We start from the raw sequence: 16,431 nt of genomic DNA on the forward strand, positions 1-16,431 counted from the left end.
CCTTCTATATTATAGAACTGCATGAACTAACTTAATTAAACCCAACCCTTTTCACGAAATGATTTAAGCACTTGTACAAATACCGCCATCTCATCAGGTCTACCAAGTGTTAGACGATTAAAGCCAGTGATTGGCGCAAACTCACGCCCGACCGCAATGCCATGTTCGTGCATTCTATCGATATAGGTTTGCACATCGCCTTTTATTTCATGGAATATAAAGCTTGCCTGCGACGGCAAATAGCGTAAACCAAGCTCATCTAATATTTGCTCAACCAGCTGACGCGATTGATTGGCCGTACGTAAGCTCAATGCTAGAAAATCTTCATCATCAAGAGTCGCTAATGCAGCCACTGCACCTGCCAAGTTGGTATTATCAATCGAGATGAAAGCCTCTAGTTTGGCTATCGTTTGCGGGCTAGCAACTGCATAGCCGACACGCATGCCCGCGAGTGCGCATAATTTTGAAAAGGTACGCACCACAACGATATTTTCTGAGTGCTCCTCTCGTATCCATGCAACACCACTCTCAAAACTTGAATCAGTCACATATTCTGAATAGGCTTCATCCAATAAAAAGTAATGGTTATCTGGTGCATGCCCTACCCATTTTTTGAGTTTTACTGTGTCAGTAATAGTCGACGTTGGGTTGTTTGGATTGCACAGATAAAACAAGCTAATACCGTCAAAGTCATCAGCAACTTTTTGCATACTTTGCAAGTCAAAGGCGTAATTTTCAGCTGTCAACGGTACTTTTACCACAGGCACATCAATAGACGTCGCATATAACTCAGCATAGGCAAAGGTTGGGTGTGGCACGATTACTTGGAACTTATTGCCTTCTACCAAAGCTTGATTTTGTAGCATTTGGACGACGGTACGAATGTTTTCACTAGAGCCACTACCCAGTGAGATTTGACTCTCTGTCACATCGTTTATCTCAGCGACTTTGGTAATCAGAGCCGCACGTTGGTCATCGGGATAACGAAAGCCGATGTCTAGAGAGTCGATAACCGCTTGTTTGGCCGCATCTGACATGCCGAGTGAGTTTTCGTTAGAGTTTAATTCTATTAAGTTGTTGGTAAGCACAGTGAATAATACGCCTAGATTATATCCATTCCAAAAATTTAGTCTGTAATATCAATTTAACCTATGACAATAACAAGCTTAACTAAATCTCGGCTTGTTCGCTTGGGACTTAAATTTTTGAAATATTATATGGATGGTGAGGTTTATGCGGATATGGTAAGTGGCAATGCGTTGTATTACAAGTGTCCTGTAAGTTCCGATATTGAATAAACCATAAAAAAGTGAGGTACTTAAAAAGCACCTCACCTTCGCTATTTTTTAGTCTCTTTTTAGCTTCAATATTCGACCCACGCTATCAGATTAAATGTGCTTTTAACTCTAGCACTTTGTCACGCGTTTTTGCTGCTTCTTCAAACTTCAAATCACGCGACATTTGCTGCATTTGCTTCTCTAATCGTTTGATTTCTTTGGCAAGTAAATCAGGGCTACGCAAGATATTGATATCCACATCTGGTAAGTTACTCTTAACTGGGATAGCTTGATTGTCATTAGCATCCAAGCTTTCGCCCGTATCAATCTTGTCCGTGATACTACGGCGAGCACCTTTTGGCGTGATGTTATGCTCAAGGTTAAAGGCAATCTGCTTATCACGGCGGCGATCCGTCTCATCTATCGCCTTTTGCATACTTGGCGTAATGCGATCGGCATAGAGAATGGCTTTACCGTTTAAGTGACGCGCTGCACGACCAATGGTCTGAATCAGTGAACGCTCAGAGCGCAAGAAGCCTTCTTTATCTGCATCAAATATCGCTACCAATGATACCTCAGGCATATCCAAGCCTTCACGTAATAAGTTGATACCGACCAGCACATCATGCACGCCAGTACGGAGCTCATGAATAATCTGCATACGCTCCACAGTATCAATATCCGAATGGAGATAGGCGACTTTTACATCATACTCTTTGAGGTAACTGGTCAGATCTTCCGACATACGCTTGGTCAATGTGGTAATCAGTACACGCTCGTCCTTTTCGCGGCGTTTGGTAATCTCTGATAGCACATCATCAACTTGCGTCAAGACAGGACGTATCTCAATCTCAGGATCAATCAGACCCGTCGGACGGACCACCTGCTCTACGACTTGCTCGCTATGTTCAAGCTCATACAATGCTGGGGTGGCACTGACATAAATGGTTTTGGGCTTAATACGTTCCCACTCTTCAAACTTCATCGGGCGGTTATTCATCGCACTGGGTAGTCTAAAACCATAATTGACCAAGTTTTCTTTGCGCGATCTATCGCCTTTATACATCGCGCCAATCTGCGAAACCGTCACATGTGACTCATCAAGGAACAACAATGCATCTTCTGGAATATAATCAAACAACGTCGGCGGCGCTTCCCCTGATGGACGCCCAGAGAGATGCTGCGAGTAGTTTTCGATACCGTTACAATAGCCTAACTGTTGAATCATCTCCAAGTCATACTGAGTACGCTCTTTGAGACGCTGTGCTTCAATCAGTTTGTTGTTGTCACGGAAGTACTCTAAACGCGGCTCTAGCTCAGCACGGATCGTATGGCTGGCGGCTTCTAGCTTATTACGCGGCGTCACATAGTGCGACTTTGGATAAATGGTAATACGTGGCACGCTGCGTACCGTCTTACCCGTTAAGGGATCAAACCACGTAATCTTCTCGACTTCGTTGTCAAATAAATGCACACGTACCGCTAGCTGCTCAGACTCAGCAGGATAGATATCTAATAGCTCTCCACGTAAGCGATACGTACCACGGCCAAAATCTAGCTCGTTACGTGTGTACTGCATCTCAACCAAACGCTTGATGGTCGCTGTACGGTCAATGTTATCGCCTACGACGACATGCAGTAGCATTTTTAGATAGCTCTCTGGATCACCCAAACCATAGATACAGGATACCGAAGCGACGATAATCGCATCACGACGCTCTAACAAGGCACGCGTGGCTGACAGGCGCATCTGATCAATATGATCATTGATGGCGCTGTCTTTTTCGATGAAGGTATCACTAGCAGCGACATACGCTTCTGGCTGATAATAATCATAATAGCTGACAAAATATTCGACCGCATTATTAGGGAAAAACGACTTGAACTCACCATATAGCTGAGCGGCTAGCGTTTTGTTGTGCGCCATAATAATGGTTGGGCGCTGAGTTTCAGCGATGACCTTCGCCATGGTATAGGTCTTACCAGAACCAGTCACACCCAATAGCAACTGCTCGTCCATGTCCGAATTGATGCCGTTAACTAGCTTTTTGATGGCTTGTGGCTGGTCGCCTGCTGGTTCAAAATCAGTAACCATCTCAAAGGCACGACTTGATATTTGCGTCCCTGACGCATTAACACCACTAATTTCAGCTTCGCCTTGGAGCTGAGTGGCCAATTGATTTAACTGACGCGACGAGCGCGGTTCAGGCATTCGCATAATGGCTTTCTTCTTCTTAAGGTTTATAACAATATGGGGTCTGATCAGCGGTTTTTAAAGGAGAACAGAGAGTCTCATCCTATATTCATAACGCTATCGCACTACCCAAAATATGAGTGTGTAAATGTAATTTTTATAAAAAGTTAAGGCTTAATATTAGCGGAAAAAATTTACATCGTTATAAAAAACTCACACAGCATTCGATAAATTTACAAAGATTTTCATGGTTAACAAACTCGTTACACGACCACCTAACAAAGCCTAACACTCAAGGGTTCCAACACTGAATTAAGCTGCTATTATCATTCTTGAATTAACAAGTTGATGACTTTTCAGTACTAGTGATCAGTACTAGTGAATTAATAACTTTATAGCAATTCATATTGTTAGCTTTAACTTGATTGTCATCGAATAGAAGACCAATAAAAATACATTGAACTTTCATTCAATATAATAATTTTAAATAAATGACGGAGTAAAATATGAGAGAACGTTACGCAAGTGGTATTTCAGACGAAACTGCGAAAAAAATGATTGATTTGTTAAACGCTAACCTAGCAAACGTTATCGATTTAACTTTAGATGGCAAACAGTGCCATTGGAATCTACAAGGCACTGGCTTTATCGGTGTGCATCAGTTACTAGATGAGACATCAGATCGTATCCTTGAAGTATCGGATACTATTGCAGAGCGTATTGTAATCCTAGGTGGCCAACCAAACGGTTTGGCAAGTCGCGTAGTAAAAGAGTCTATCCTAGATGATTACCCAACTGACATCACTGAAGTAGATCAGCATGTTCGTGAGCTAACTAGCCGCTATAAGAAAGTTGCCGAGACATTGCGTGAAGCGATTGCTACTGCTGGCGACGCAGGTGATGAAGATACTGCTGACCTATTTACAGAAGCAAGTCGTATCATCGATAAAGATGCATGGTTCATCGGCGCAAACGCACCAAAGAAATAGTACTGTTTAAGCTGAAAGTTTCTTAAATATTAGAACTATAAAAAAAGCCGTCATAATTGACGGCTTTTTTGTGTCTTGAGTTTTGGTAGTTTAAAAAGAATACTTAAAAGCATTAAATAGGATTTCTCTACCACATACTTAATCTACTAAGCTTTTAAATTAAATACTCTCTAGACTTAAAAGCTCAGCGTTAGGTTCTGACAGCGTCAAGATAGCCTCTTGAAATACCGGATTACCTCTAAATAGATTTTCAATCTCTTCAAACTTCTGAGCGATATGTTCTTCTTTTTGATTCCCTGCTATATCTACTGCTGCCACCATAAATATCTTTTTTGGTCCGACCCACTCTAGATGCAGGTAGGACACACTGTCGATATCTGGATGATTCAGCAGCTCGCTTAAAACGTATTCGTGCATCCGGTCAGTGACTCTATGCCCGACTAAGAAATCTCGGTTACGACTGATCAAGAATATAGCAACGACACCCAATAGTAGACCAACAATGATAGACCCTAACGCATCCCAATATGGTTCACCCGTATAAGCGTGCATACCCATAGCAGCAGCGGCAATCACCAAGCCGATAACCGCTGCTAAATCTTCAAAGAATACGCCGCGCAACGTTGGGTTAGAAGTATCTACGACATAGCCAAGTGCACTGATATCAAGTGCCTCGCCATGTTTTTTACTCTGTCTGTATGCCTGAACCAATGAGATCCCTTCGAGCACAAACGCCACTGCCAATACGATAAAGCCAATCGTATAATTAGCCTCAGACTCAGTAGCGTTCCATTCTTTGATACCCGTATAGATAGAGACAATCGAGCCTGCCGTAAACACACCAAAGGCAGCAATCATTGACCAAACATAAGACTCTTTGCCGTAGCCTAACGGATGGCTTTTATCAGCAGGTTTGATGGACTTTTTTTCTGCGACGATGAGCAAAGTACCATTACCAGCATCCGCCCATGAGTGAGCTGCTTCTGCAATCATAGAGGCTGAGCCTGTCATAAAGGCGGCAACTGTTTTCGCGATTGCGATAACCAGATTGGCTCCGACCGCAATCAACACAGTGATGAGTGATCCTGAATGCTCATCATTGGTTTCAGGGCTTTGATTAAGGGTATGTTTTAGTTCAGGGTCACTTGGAATTTTAGGATTGCCCGCCCCACGCGCGCGAGGTAGTTGCGCCTTAGGAGAGGCTGGCAAATGACGCTGGGGATTAGCAATAGATGGCTTTAGACTCATGCTAGACTCACTGAAATAACGTATTGATAGTAGAATTTTTGCCATGGATAAAGGCTTGAAATATACTTAAGCTTAAAATAAGCGCTCTACAATATCAGTGGCTTTTTAGTGAGTCGTTGTATGAATTATTAATTTAATAAAACTAGATAACTTTATATAATTTTAGATAGCTTTGAATAACTTGGGCTATTTTTCTATCTCGGAATCTGCTTCGCGTTCGCCAAACTGCTTGTTAATCTCTTCGAAGTCGCAACTAGGACGATGTGAGCTTTCCATACGCAGTTTCTTTCGTTCTTTAGCCGCATCAGCTCGACATTGCTGCATTTTGTTTTTGATATCGAGTGGCGGTGCGGATGTCGGTTTACCATTGTCATCGATAGCCACCATCGTAAAGTAACAACTGTTGGTATGACGGACGGTACGACCACGCACATCTTCTGCTTCGACGCGGATACCTACTTCCATTGAGGTGTTACCAACATAATTGACACTGGCTGCAAAAGTAACCAACTCGCCCACATATATCGGCTCACGGAACATCACTTGATCGACAGACAGTGTCACCACATAGTTACCACTATAGCGACTGGCACAGGCATAAGCGACCTGATCAAGCATCTTGAGCAAATCCCCACCATGCACATTGCCAATGAAATTCGCCATATCAGGCGTCATAAGTACTGACATGTATAGCTCATGGTTTAAAGGGGCTTTTTTAGCAGTGGAGCTGGTATTGTATTGCGGCATAATATTCCTTGATGGTTTGACACTTATTTATTATGCCTACCATTTATACAGCAGGTCGTCGTATAGCACAAACGGCCCTCTGTCATTAGACAGTCTAAATTATGTAAATTGGTGCTATTTAAACAGCGTTATATAGGCCAAGATGTAAGCGCTAGCTCAACCAATGGAAGCGATACGCAAGCCATGCCACTATCGCGCTCACTGAACCAGTCAAAATACCACCCCATACAAAGTCAACCAACGCCGTATCTAGCGTAAAGCCCTTATACAGTGCCAAATTGGTAAAGTCGTATGTGCCATAAGCCATCAAGCCAATCAGCCCGCCGAGTAAGAAGATATGACCCACCGATGCGCCAGCTTTGATTTGCGGATATAGAACCAAAATACAAAGTGCCAATATATAAAACATATAAAATACGCCAGCGGCCATCATGTTTGGCTCATCAGCCAATAGATGCCCAATACGCGACTCATAAAAGGCGCCTTTCATGGTCGTCAGCCATACAGCATCGACACCCAAAAAGATAACCACAGCAGTGAGATAAATAAAAACGTAACCCATGATATTACCTCTTATAAAATGAATAAAAACGGATAAAATTTATAGTGTTAGTCTTGGTTGAATAAAGTCTAAAAATGCCAAAATACGCGAAGATACGGCACTGTTTTTGTAATATACCGCCTGTATGGCTTCACGATTGTTTGGTCTGACTATCGCCTCAGGCAACACCTCAACCAATCTGCCAGACTCCAAATCTTCACCAATCATAAAATGTGACAATAAAGCGATACCCTGATGATTTAAACATAGCTGACGTAAGGTCTCGCCGCTACTGCCAGTCATATGAAAATTCAGTTTAACTGGTGTTTTTAGTGGCCAGCTATTTAGTTTTGATGCATCATTAAAGCCAATCAATTTGTGAGTGCTTAAATCATCAACACTCAAATCAGCATAATGAGCTACCTCATTATGCTGATATAAATATTCAGGACTGGCTACTAGCCGCAGCTTACTTTTACCTAATAGACGTGCATGCAAATTTGAGTCTTTTAAGTCGCCAATTCTGATAGCCAGATCCGTCTTATGCTCAAGCAAGTCGATGATGTTGTCATGCGAGGTCAAATCAAGCGTGATATGCGGATACTGCTGCACAAACTCACCAACCAAAGGCGTCAGCTGATGCAATACAAACGGACTCGCAGCGTCAATTCGTAGATGCCCACTCGGCGCTTGTTTTAACAGCTTAATCGCCTCTTCACCGGTATATAACGTATTTAAACCCTCACGCGCATATCTAATAAAGACATGCCCTTCCTCCGTCAGCTCCAAGCGCCGTGTCGTTCTATTAAGCAGCGTGCATTGCAGCGTATCTTCGAGTCTGGACACCGCACGAGATACTTTAGCGACTTGCTGATTCAGCACGTTAGCAGCGCCAGTAAAACTACCCGTATCAACTACCGTCAAAAATATCTCTATATCTTCTGTTTTAGCATGTCCCATCATCGTGATTACCTTTACAAAATTAACAAAGGTATTTTGTCATTTGTGCTGTTTTTTGCAAACTATAAATCGGTCAAACTACGCGCATCATTTAATTATTAGGATGTCGTTATGCCACTCGCTTTATGGGCGCTTACTCTAAGCGCATTTGCAATTGGGACAACCGAATTTGTCATCGTTGGATTGGTACCAACTATTGCCGCCGATCTGGGCGTGAGCTTACCTTCAGCAGGGTTACTCGTCAGCCTATATGCTGTCGGTGTTGCTATCGGTGCCCCTATACTTACCGCACTCACTGGCCGCTGGAACCGCAAAATCGTACTGATGAGCCTAATGGGTCTGTTTGTCATCGGCAACTTACTGGCTTGGCAAGCACCCAGTTATGAAACCTTAATACTTGCCCGTATCTTGACCGGTCTGGCGCATGGTGTATTTTTCTCTATTGGTTCCATGATTGCTACCAGCCTTGTCAGTAAAGAAAAAGAAGCCAGCGCAATTGCCATTATGTTTACTGGGCTTACCGTGGCGCTCGTCACTGGCGTACCCCTTGGCACATGGATTGGACAGCATTTCGGTTGGCGCGCTACGTTTTTGGTCGTCTCCGTACTGGGTTTAATCGCTTTGATTGGTAGCGCAATATTAGTACCAAAAAACCTAAAAAAATCTATCCCTGCAACGTTCAAAGAGCAACTACAAGTCATTGTAAAACCACAATTACTGCTGGTTTATCTCATGACTATTCTTGGTTATGGCGGTACGTTTACGGCATTTACCTATCTAGCACCTATCTTAGAGCAGCAAACCAAATTTGCACCTTCAGCCATTGGTCTTATTATGCTCGTATATGGCGTGTCCGTTGCAATCGGTAATATCTGGGGCGGAAAACTTGCAGATAAACGCGGCCCTATTAGTGCGCTTAGCATTATATTTAGCGCCTTAAGTGTCATTCTTTTATTGTTCACCTTTACTATGCAGTCCAAGATTGCTGCTGTACTGACTATTTTGGTATGGGGTGCTTTCGCCTTTGGTAATGTACCAGGTCTACAAATCTATGTGGTTAAGCAAGCTGAAAGATATACGCCGAACGCTGTCGATGTCGCTTCTGGATTGAACATTGCTGCATTCAATATCGGTATTGCACTGGGCTCAATCATCGGTGGTAGCGTGGTTGAAAATATGTCGTTGCAAGACACAGCTTGGATCGGTGCTGTCATCTCTTTAATGGCATTAGCGGTCACACGCTATTCAGGTCTGCGTGATAAGCGTGCCCTACAAGCATCGTAGAACTTTTCAATATACAACCTTCCAATGTATAACCTCTCAACATATGGGTCTCAAACTGTTCATGCAGTATGAGACCCTATGAATGTTATAAGCAAACCCTATCTATATCACCTAACTTATACTGACGCGGTGTCTGACATATCTTCTTCACTAAATGTCTCATCATTCAAAACCGTTTTATGATTTAAGACAGCAGATGGCAGATCAGAAAAATGTAGCGTATCGATGTTGTTAGGCTTCACCGCAGTGACTTGCACCACACCGATCGTGCGCTCCAAAAACCCACCTTCGCAATAGCAAAAGTAAAACTCCCATAGGCGGATAAAGGCATCGTCATAGCCAAGCGCTTGAATCTCTACACGCTGCGCCATAAACGCAGCACGCCAGTCGCGCAGCGTATACGCATAATCAAAGCCATAATCATGCAATTGTTTGACGACCATATCGGTCTGCGCTGTGAACTGTGTCGTCAGCTCTTGGTTTGAAAGCAGGCAACCACCTGGGAAAATATGCGTTTGGATAAAATCAACCGAGTCAATATAGTCTTGATAATTTTGATCGTTAAAGGTGATAGCCTGCAATACCATAAGACCTGTCGGCTTGAGCAAGCTATTACACTTAGCAAAGAAAGTCGGTAAATACTCATGCCCCACCGCTTCAATCATCTCGATACTGACTAGCTTGTCATATTGACCTGTCAGCTCGCGGTAATCTTGCTTGAGTAGCGTGATTTTGTCAGACAGCCCTGCCGCCTCGACTCGTCGCTGTGCTTCATCATACTGGGCATCAGAGATAGTGGTGGTGGTCACATGGCAGCCGTAATGCTTGGCCGCAAAAATAGCAAAACCGCCCCACCCTGTACCAATTTCGATCACATTATCATCAGCATTAAGCTGTAAACGTTGGCATATGAGCGACAGTTTGTGCTGCTGAGCATCGCTAAGCGTCACGTCAGGCGTAGGATAGACTGCTGATGAGTACATCATGGTATCGTCCAAAAACCGCTCATACATGTCATTGCCCAGATCATAATGCGCTAGAATATTCGATTTGGAGCCAGATTTGTCATTACTACGTAGCTGATGCTTCGCTTTTTCAAATGCTTTACTAATACCTGCAAAACGATTCTCTAGTTTATTGAGCACTGCTAAATTGCGAGCCGCCATGCGAATCAAACCTGTTAGATCATCTGTATCCCACTCACCATCGATATAACTGTCTGCTAGCGCGATAGAGCCGCCAAGTAATAGCTGACGATAAACAGCGCTATCATGAATCTCTAATGTCACATGTAGCGAATGGCGACCAACTGCCGAGCTACTAGCGTCGTTAGTAGCTACTTTACCAAAACTACTTGTCTTAGGTTCCTGCTCGTCAAATGTTTCAATCAGCGTGAGACTACCAAACTGAATGTGCTGTAACGCACGAAAGATAAGTTTTCTAGCTAAGTGATTCACACTATTGCTGACTGGCTGTAGTACCACGCTTTCATTAACTACTTTGCTCACACGAGCAGTTAATTTTTCTAGTTTTGTGACTGGTGCTCGATCGGTCGGTCGTGCTGGCATCGTGTATTTATCCTTGTTTAAATGCTTTATTTTTTAGTAGTACATTAACGAGATTTTTAGATTGTTGATACTTAAAGATTGCTGTAAATATAAGACATCTTTTGCGTTCGATACTGCTAGCTGCTTTTCTGATGTCCACCTTTCTGTTGACTGTCGGCCAACTTTTCATCGTAGTTGATATACGGCACCTTTTTAATCGCATAGAGCTTGAACGCATGCCAATAAATACGTGTTAAGGACGTTATATTCATCAGAGGATTTTTTCGCAAGCTATGACGAACAGCCTCTTCTGTCATCGGTACGCCTGATATCTTTATACCAGTTTTTAGCACTTCACCGCGCTCATCACTGATATTGATAGCAATACGAACTTGTAATCCAGCGTTAGGTTGATCGTCTGTCTTTGTACGTTTTACCGTAACTTGCCAGCGGTACAGCTGATCGATAGGGTTAAAAGGTGATACGTGAAAATCCTTGTCATGACAGAACTCAGTATCCTCTCCTTCTAATAGAAACCCGTAATAATGACGCTTGTCCCAAGGCGTATTAGACACTTCAGCCAGCAGATGAGTTGGCGTCTGCTGCGCATCAAACCCCAAGTAAAAATTAACTGGGCTAAAGTACATGCCCGCATTACGGCAGACAAGCAGTCCCAACATATCGCCTTCAGGCGCGCTTCCTGCATGTTTTTCAAATGCTCGGCTTAGGCGTTTTTCTAGTGCTTGAACAGACTGTCCATTACTATCAGGTTTTCTATCATCGCTTAGGCTATTATTACTCTGTAGATTAATATGCTGTAAATAGTCATCAGGACAGAATTGTTGTAGCGCCTTTTTCTTTGCTGAAAATAGAGGCAGACCTTTCGCTAGCAGCTTTTTCGGCAATATTTTACGTAATGGTAATTTTTCTAAAAACTTACTCTCATCAAATGCTGCCGTACTAATTTCAGGAAGTTCCTTTCCTTTCGCAAGCGCGCTAATATTGATGCCCCAATAGCGATAAGGGTAAACGAATTTATTTATACTAGGTAGCAGCCGACTGTGCCATGTCGTGCCCTCAAACAGCTGATGCGGCAATGCATTTGTATCATAAGAAGACTCATGACTTGGCATAGCATTGGTATCTTGAGCGGACGTGGTCATAAATAATCTCTTGTGTAACGGCGTACTTTTTATATGGCGAATTTTTCAAAACACTTAGAATACATAACGGCATTAATCGTCACATTATTTGGTTTTACGGCGACCGAATAAGCCACGTTTCTTATATTGGCTAGTATCAGCAGCTGAATTCTGTAAACGATTAGCATACTCAACCAGTTCCTGATTAGTCGTCGCTGTGGTTACTTCACGTTTATTCAACCTACGTAATTTGGTATCCGCTTTTATAGGCAAATCTTTATAACGGAACGGCGTATGTGCGCTATCAGCGTCAGGTAAATGAGCTGGATCAACCTCGTTTTTTATATCAATATCAAGACCAAGCGCCTGACAGACGCGTAATCCACTACGTACGCCATCTTCATGAAAGCCGTTAAACCAATAAGCCCCGCAGAAATGCGTGTGCGAACCGTTCCCAGAGATACTCGACCATTTAGTCTGCGCATCAATCATCGCAAGATCGAACACTGGATGACTGTAATCGATGCTCTTAATTATCTGCTTATCATCGACGCTTTTGTTGTCTACAGCTGGATTTAATGTGACCAAATAATTGTGTTTTTTGGTCAAGCGTTGCAGGATATTCATGTGATAAGTCAGCACTGGCTTTGCAGGTATCTGTGCGTTTCCAGCCGCTTGCTCATCCTTAGCATTATCTGAAGTTGTTTCATCTATTAAGTAATTCCAGCTTGCCCATGCCAGTGGTTTCTTAGGTAAAACACTGGTATCGGTGTGCAGTACAGCCGTGTTTTTGGTAAAGCGGAAATGACCTAATACTTCAGATTCATCGGTGCTGGCATCCTTTAAAATCTTTAGCGCAGTATCTGCATGACAAGCAAAAACAACTTCATCGAATACAAGATTTTCGCTACGGTTGTTAGCATTACCTTTATCCTGCACTGTCAAAGCACTCTTCACCGTCAAAATCACTTGCTCACCATCACGAACTACAGACTGTACTGGACTATTGACCCGTATCTTGCCACCCGCTTTGATAAAGCGTGGAATCAATTTATTGACGTACTGTTTTGAACCGCCTTTTATCGTAAACCACTGCGGACGATTGACCACATCCAGCAACCCGTGGTTGTCAAAGAACTGTGCAAAAAACACCAAAGGAAATTCTTGTACTTCATCTAGACTGGTTGACCAAATAGCCGAAACCATTGGCAGTAGATAGTTATCGGTAAATAGCTGACCGTATTTTTTTTGTGCCAAATAACCACCGAGCGTTTGCTCTGCAAAGCTACTAACATCTTGTCCTTGAGAACGCGCACTATCGTAATCTTGGCGTAGCTGTTTGATATGCTTATTAAACTGCAGAATATCTTTGATAAACTGCCAGAATTTTGGATTGAGTACATTCTTGCGCTGTGATAATAAAGTGTTGAGCGTATGACCGTTGTATTCAAAATGACGTGCAGTATTTTTAACAGAAAAGCTCATATCCGTTGCCTGAAACGGCACCTGCAACTCATGAAGCAAACGAAAGAAGTTCGGGTATGTGCGCTCATTGAAAACAATAAACCCTGTATCTATCGCACTACTCTCTACATTACTACTCTTTGCTTTTTTACCGTCTTGTAGTGCCACGTCGATCGTATTTACATGCCCGCCGATATAATCATTGGCTTCAAATACCGTCACATCATGTTGCGTACCTAGATAATGGGCGCATGTCAGTCCTGACACACCTGAGCCGATGATAGCAATACGTTTTTGGGCAGTCTGATGGTCAGAATTTGTTGCAGCATCGGTAGCAATCTTTTGGTTAGTTGCACGCTTGAAACGAGTAAACGGCATAAAAGCATTCCCTTCTGTATTTTTCTGTCGATATGATGGCCGAGAGTTCTATTAGATAAGAGCTCTATTAATAGTAGATTATTTTTTATTAAGTTTTTCACTAACTTGCTGCCAGACCAAATCAGGCAACGTGCCCAATGCTTTTAATGGCATAGTTAGTTTTTTTGGAAATTCAATCACGTCATGCCCACTCTCGATACCATCGCGTATGGCTTTACTGGCCTGTGCTGGCGTCTGGATAAATGGCATCGGAAAGTCATTCTGTTTGGTCATCGGTGTCTCTACAAAACCAGGTACGACTAAGCTGACTGACACATCATGCGGAGCAAGGCTAATCTGTAGGGTCTTCATCAGATAATGGATAGCAGCTTTTGAGCTACCATAGGCTTCAGCGCGCGCAAAAGGCACATAAGCAGACGCTGAACCGATACCGACCAAGCGACCTTTTGAAGCAATTAGCTTTGGCAGCACTCCTTCGATCGCATGCGACAACGTTCCCATATTGACCGACATCACTTTCATAAACACACTGCTATCAAAGTTCGGCATATCTAAGTACTCGCACATGCCAGCACCGCAAATAGCTAAATCAACATTGTCGATTTTTTCAAAAGCTTCGATGACCTTTTCTCGATCCATGAGGTCTAAATCAATCGTATCTGCGCCTAACGCTTGAAGTTCAGCCAACGCTTCGTCGTCACGGCCGACTGCATATACATGATGATCTGCTAGCAGATAGTCTTTTGCCAACTGCTTACCAATGCCTGACGTTGCCCCAGTAATGAGAATATGTAATTTTTCAGTAGAATCTGTCATCGTAAATATCCTTTTTGAGTATTCTTATCTTTTTAAGTATTTTCATAATATGGAATTAATGCTCTTAAACTGATTACCTAATAAAACCTTAGACCTTTTATCGTTATTCTTCGCAGATATCATTGGTCGTATTTCATTAAGCTATAAGCCATTTTATTTAACAAATCTAAATAATTATAGTGGTTGGCTACAGGCTTATTGTTGTGTCTTCGCAATCATATGGGCTTAAGCTTAATCTCAGCGTGTTATTTGTCATCTTCACAAGGATGCTGCTATCACAAGCAACGACACAATATTCTGTTACTAGCGTCATAAGACAGCTCAATATCAGCATGCTACAATGCAAAAACTAGCAATCGCGTCGTTTGCCGAAGCATCATCTATAGTCGAATGACCGCCGTATTACAGTAAAATGATGCTATCTTTTCTTAAACTGTCTGACATCTTGTCCTGATAGCAATGAAAACGTTATATAATTAATATCAGATTTTCACCAACCCCACCCTCATATAAAAAAGGATCTCTCATGAGCGAGTTGCAACTGTCTGACCGCGTTAACAACATCCAACCATCACCTACGCTAGCGATTACCAATAAAGCCAAAGAGCTAAAAGCAGCTGGTAAAGATATTATCGGTTTGGGCGCTGGTGAACCTGATTTTGATACTCCTGAACACATCAAAAAAGCAGCAATCGATGCAATCAATGATGGTTTTACGAAATATACGGCTGTCGATGGTACGCCAGAGCTAAAAACAGCCATCATCGAGAAATTCAAGCGCGACAACGACATCAGCTATGAGCCAAACGAAATCCTAGTATCGGTCGGTGGTAAGCAGTCATTCTTTAACCTTGCCCAAGCATTTATCAATCCTGGCGACGAAGTCATCATCCCAGCACCATACTGGGTCAGCTATCCTGACATGGTTATCATCGCGGAAGGTGTGCCAGTCATCGTCAAATGCCCAGCTGAGCAAGACTTCAAAATCACCCCTGAGCAGCTAGAAGAGGCTATCACTGACAAGACTAAATTGTTGGTATTAAACAGCCCATCTAACCCAACAGGTATGATTTATACATTAGATGAGCTAAAGGCCATCGCTGAAGTATTGAAAAAGCATCCACAAGTTTATGTAGCTTCAGACGATATGTACGAGCACATCCGCTGGACAGGCGATAAGTTCTACAATATCTTAAACGCAGCACCTGAGCTAAAAGATCGCGCAATCATTTTGAATGGTGTCTCTAAAGCGTATGCGATGACAGGCTGGCGTATCGGTTATGCGGGTGGCCCTGCTAAGCTAATCGGCGCGATGAAAAAGGTGCAGTCACAATCTACCTCTTGCCCAACGTCAATCAGCCAAGTGGCTGCCGAAGTTGCTATCAGTGGCGATCAGAGCGTACTAGAGCCGATGGTAGCCGCTTTTGAGAAACGCTGTGACCTAGTCGTAGATGGTCTAAATGCCATTAAAGGCATTACTTGCCTGCGTCCTGATGGCGCATTTTATGTATACCCAAATATCGTACCGCTTATCAAAGCGGCTGGCCTATCATCATGTACTGAATTCTCAGCATGGTTATTGGACAAAGTTGGCGTGGCAGTCGTACCTGGTGATGCCTTCGGTCTTGGCGGCTATATGCGTATCTCGTACGCTACTGATGAGGCAACATTGAAAGATGCGCTATCACGTATCGAAAAAGCAGTGGCTGACTTAGACGTTGCTGAATAAAACGTAAATAGCAACGAGTCTTACCGCTGTTCATAAAAAAGACGCCCTATACATTCTATAGGGCGTCTTTTTTATGCGAGTCTTGGGCATAACTAGGAAAAACACGCTATCTCAT

Annotated in this window: 13 protein-coding genes; 3 read left to right on the forward strand and 10 right to left on the reverse strand. The window is 42.9% G+C overall.

Annotated features, from left to right (window positions below):
- Positions 1-35: 35 nt before the first annotated feature.
- Together DXK30_RS02665 and uvrB are read right to left on the reverse strand one after the other, a co-directional pair.
- On the reverse strand, positions 36-1,088 hold the full coding sequence (locus tag DXK30_RS02665; RefSeq protein WP_227670649.1) for a pyridoxal phosphate-dependent aminotransferase: 1,053 nt from the start codon (positions 1,086-1,088) through the stop codon (positions 36-38).
- A 295-nt stretch (positions 1,089-1,383) separates the two neighbouring features.
- Positions 1,384-3,495 carry an excinuclease ABC subunit UvrB gene (uvrB, locus tag DXK30_RS02670; RefSeq protein ID WP_101206411.1) on the reverse strand — a complete coding sequence of 704 codons (2,112 nt, stop codon included), beginning with the start codon at positions 3,493-3,495 and terminating at the stop codon, positions 1,384-1,386.
- A gap of 482 nt (positions 3,496-3,977) precedes the next feature.
- Here uvrB and dps point away from each other — a divergent pair, with 482 nt between their 5' ends.
- The gene (gene dps, locus DXK30_RS02675; RefSeq protein ID WP_114700342.1) at positions 3,978-4,460 is read left to right on the forward strand and encodes a DNA starvation/stationary phase protection protein Dps; all 483 of its coding nucleotides are present in this window, start codon (positions 3,978-3,980) and stop codon (positions 4,458-4,460) included.
- 159 nt (positions 4,461-4,619) lie between these two features.
- On the opposite strand, the gene DXK30_RS02680 is transcribed toward dps, so the two are convergent.
- From DXK30_RS02680 to DXK30_RS02695, 4 genes are all read right to left on the reverse strand, one after another.
- Positions 4,620-5,708: a cation diffusion facilitator family transporter gene (locus DXK30_RS02680; RefSeq protein WP_114700675.1), complete on the reverse strand. Its 1,089-nt coding sequence runs from the start codon at positions 5,706-5,708 to the stop codon at positions 4,620-4,622.
- A 186-nt stretch (positions 5,709-5,894) separates the two neighbouring features.
- Complete coding sequence (locus DXK30_RS02685) at positions 5,895-6,455, reverse strand: acyl-CoA thioesterase (protein ID WP_114700343.1); 561 nt, start codon at positions 6,453-6,455, stop codon at positions 5,895-5,897.
- Between the two features lie 151 nt (positions 6,456-6,606).
- Complete coding sequence (locus DXK30_RS02690; protein ID WP_114700344.1) at positions 6,607-7,017, reverse strand: DUF2177 family protein; 411 nt, start codon at positions 7,015-7,017, stop codon at positions 6,607-6,609.
- Positions 7,018-7,056: 39 nt separating this feature from the next.
- A complete protein-coding gene (locus DXK30_RS02695) occupies positions 7,057-7,959 on the reverse strand; it encodes a LysR family transcriptional regulator (protein ID WP_114700345.1) in 903 nt (300 codons plus the stop codon).
- A 108-nt stretch (positions 7,960-8,067) separates the two neighbouring features.
- Between DXK30_RS02695 and DXK30_RS02700 the strand changes: the two genes are divergently transcribed.
- Positions 8,068-9,240: an MFS transporter gene (locus DXK30_RS02700; RefSeq protein ID WP_114700346.1), complete on the forward strand. Its 1,173-nt coding sequence runs from the start codon at positions 8,068-8,070 to the stop codon at positions 9,238-9,240.
- A gap of 116 nt (positions 9,241-9,356) precedes the next feature.
- On the opposite strand, the gene DXK30_RS02705 is transcribed toward DXK30_RS02700, so the two are convergent.
- The 4 genes from DXK30_RS02705 to DXK30_RS02720 form a co-directional block, all read right to left on the reverse strand.
- Positions 9,357-10,808 (reverse strand): SAM-dependent methyltransferase, encoded by a 1,452-nt coding sequence (locus DXK30_RS02705; protein ID WP_114700347.1) that lies wholly within the window; start codon positions 10,806-10,808, stop codon positions 9,357-9,359.
- A 116-nt stretch (positions 10,809-10,924) separates the two neighbouring features.
- On the reverse strand, positions 10,925-11,950 hold the full coding sequence (locus tag DXK30_RS02710; protein ID WP_114700348.1) for a DUF1365 domain-containing protein: 1,026 nt from the start codon (positions 11,948-11,950) through the stop codon (positions 10,925-10,927).
- Positions 11,951-12,034: 84 nt separating this feature from the next.
- Positions 12,035-13,771, reverse strand: coding sequence for an NAD(P)/FAD-dependent oxidoreductase (locus DXK30_RS02715; protein ID WP_114700349.1), 1,737 nt, complete (start codon positions 13,769-13,771; stop codon positions 12,035-12,037).
- Positions 13,772-13,849: 78 nt separating this feature from the next.
- Positions 13,850-14,587: an SDR family NAD(P)-dependent oxidoreductase gene (locus tag DXK30_RS02720; protein ID WP_114700350.1), complete on the reverse strand. Its 738-nt coding sequence runs from the start codon at positions 14,585-14,587 to the stop codon at positions 13,850-13,852.
- A gap of 526 nt (positions 14,588-15,113) precedes the next feature.
- Here DXK30_RS02720 and DXK30_RS02725 point away from each other — a divergent pair.
- The gene (locus DXK30_RS02725) at positions 15,114-16,316 is read left to right on the forward strand and encodes a pyridoxal phosphate-dependent aminotransferase (protein WP_057760918.1); all 1,203 of its coding nucleotides are present in this window, start codon (positions 15,114-15,116) and stop codon (positions 16,314-16,316) included.
- The last annotated feature ends 115 nt before the right edge of the window (positions 16,317-16,431 follow it).

Source organism: Psychrobacter proteolyticus (genome assembly GCF_003350005.1).
Lineage (GTDB): Bacteria > Pseudomonadota > Gammaproteobacteria > Pseudomonadales > Moraxellaceae > Psychrobacter > Psychrobacter proteolyticus.